This is a genomic window from Caballeronia sp. (assembly GCF_049581465.1).
Lineage (GTDB): Bacteria > Pseudomonadota > Gammaproteobacteria > Burkholderiales > Burkholderiaceae > Caballeronia.
In genome coordinates this window covers 1-2,048 of sequence record NZ_JBAUSA010000184.1, presented here as the reverse complement: position 1 = coordinate 2,048, position 2,048 = coordinate 1, and the positions used below count along the sequence as shown (strand labels likewise).

Genomic DNA, 2,048 nt, shown 5'->3' with positions numbered 1-2,048 from the left:
TGTTCATCGCGTGGGGATCCTGCTTGATTGAGCGTAATGGCGGGAGGAGGCAGCCGACAGAGCAGTGCGGCATAGGCACGGCGCCCTCGACGTTCCTGATTTCTGACTCCGCTCATCGCAAAACGCTGTAGCGGATGGATAGGAGCCTAGCAAATGCGATTCTAGGTGAATGTGATATCTGCATCAATTCGTTGATACAGCAAATCTTATTTGTCGAAACAGCATTTTTGGTCCGAGTTGCCCTGCAGTTCGCTTGGCGAATGAGTCCGGGAGTCCAGATCTCAGAGACTTGCGCACACTGACGCGGTGCTACCGTTGGCTCCGGCAGGCGTCTTCAAGGCACGGGCCGCTTAATCGCTAAGAGGCAGCCATGAACATCCAGGCGTTACGTTATTTTTTGATGGTCTCGACGACTGGCAGTTTTCTCGCCACTGCCCGGCACTTTGAGGCCCCTGCGTCATCAGTGTCACGATTTATTGCGTCGTTGGAAAAAGAACTGGGACATCAGTTGTTTTATCGGAGCACGCGTGCCGTCAGGCTCACCGAGCAGGGGCAGCGCTACTATTCGCAAGTACGTGAGGCTTTAGAACTGCTGGATAACGCTGCAGATCAGCTCGCCCATAGGGACGCCGGCATCCGGGGACTGGTAAAGATCAATGCGCCAGAAGGGCTTGGCCGGCTTCATATCGCCCATCTGGTCAACGGGCTGCAAGCCAAATATCCTGACCTGTCGGTAGAACTCACTCTCACGGATCGCTTCATCGATCCAGTGGAAGAAGGTGTCGATGTGATGATACGAGTGGGGCGACTAGTAGATTCGGGACTGATAGGTAAGGTCGTGAGCGCTCATCGATACTTGCTTGCTGCGAGCCCTGAATACCTGGCTTTGCACGGCACACCGCAAACCCCGGAAGACCTGTTGCGGCACAGTTGCCTCTTGTACAAGGGCCCGCAAGGATCGCTGGGGTGGTATTTCAGGCGCTCGTCCAAAGAGAACTTTGAGCCGATGGACGTGAGCGGGCCATTGCGAAGCAACAACGCCGAGGTATTGGTGGCTGCTGCTTTGGCAGGACGCGGAATCGTGCTCTTCCCAAGCTGGCTGTTCGCTCCGACAAGCTTTAAAGATCGGAAGCTTTTGAGTCTGCTGACAGATTGGGATGTCTCCGCGTCAGCTGAAGAGCTATACATTCAAATTCTCTCGCCTGAGAACAGGCTGCGGTCTCAAAAGGTTCGCGAGGTATCGGCTTTCCTTGTCGATGCGATCGGATCACCCCCTTACTGGGATAATGTGTAACTTCTGACTGCGCTTTGGTTTCGATCTTCGTGCAAAAGGTCATATCCTTGACCTCTTCTACGAAGGTTAACCGGCGGACAACTTCGCCTTTGTTCGTTGAATTTACGTTTTCGTGCTCTAACTAAGCGTCTTCATCGGCGAATGGCCGTTTCACTTTGGTTCTGTTGAAGAACAGCTGTTTCATCCACGCCGAAAAAAATCTTGTACCGCGAATTTTGACTTCGGATTGTTTCCAAACGTGCGAGATCTTTGAGCAAAGACACCCCCGTCGCTCGTTACGCAGCCGTGATGTCGTTCTTCTCGTCGTTAGCCATGAATCGAATCCCCATTCGTCGCAGATTTGGTGCTGTTGCTGCCATCAAGAACTCATCATGTAACACTGCTTGGCCCTCGCAATCACAAGCGGTCAAGCTTCAGGATGCGTTTGATGTGAGTTTAATCGCGCCGCATTTGCGTGCGCCATTGCCACTCTTCTGCTGTCCCGCGGCACATGTGCGCTCGCGGCGCCGGATCCGGAAGCGCTCGTCGACCAGCACCACTGCATGTTTTGTCACACCGTCGAGTCGCCGTTTCTGGCACCATTATTCCAGCGGATTGCGCAGCGGTATCGCGACGTTCCTAATGCGTCGATCATGCTCGAACACAAGCTGCGGCCTGACGGCCGCGCGCATTGGGGCGACACTGCAATGCCCTTGGCTGCCGAACGGGGCGGTCCGATTTCCAGGGAAGACACTCACACCCTCGTGCAGTGGGT

General features: G+C 54.4%; 2 protein-coding genes. Both read left to right on the top strand.

Features of this window, described 5'->3' with window-relative positions; genetic code table 11:
- Nucleotides 1–370: 370 nt before the first annotated feature.
- Nucleotides 371–1,294, top strand: coding sequence for a LysR substrate-binding domain-containing protein (locus WCA53_RS04615; protein ID WP_423906054.1), 924 nt, complete (start codon nucleotides 371–373; stop codon nucleotides 1,292–1,294).
- Between the two features lie 461 nt (nucleotides 1,295–1,755).
- A partial coding sequence (locus WCA53_RS04610; RefSeq protein ID WP_423906057.1) for a c-type cytochrome occupies nucleotides 1,756–2,048 on the top strand: 293 nt, incomplete at its 3' end.

What these genes read in the sequence shown, in the direction of transcription:
- WCA53_RS04615 (WP_423906054.1), top strand. Translation starts at nt 371, where the DNA reads ATGAACATCCAGGCGTTACGTTATTTTTTGATGGTCTCGACGACTGGC.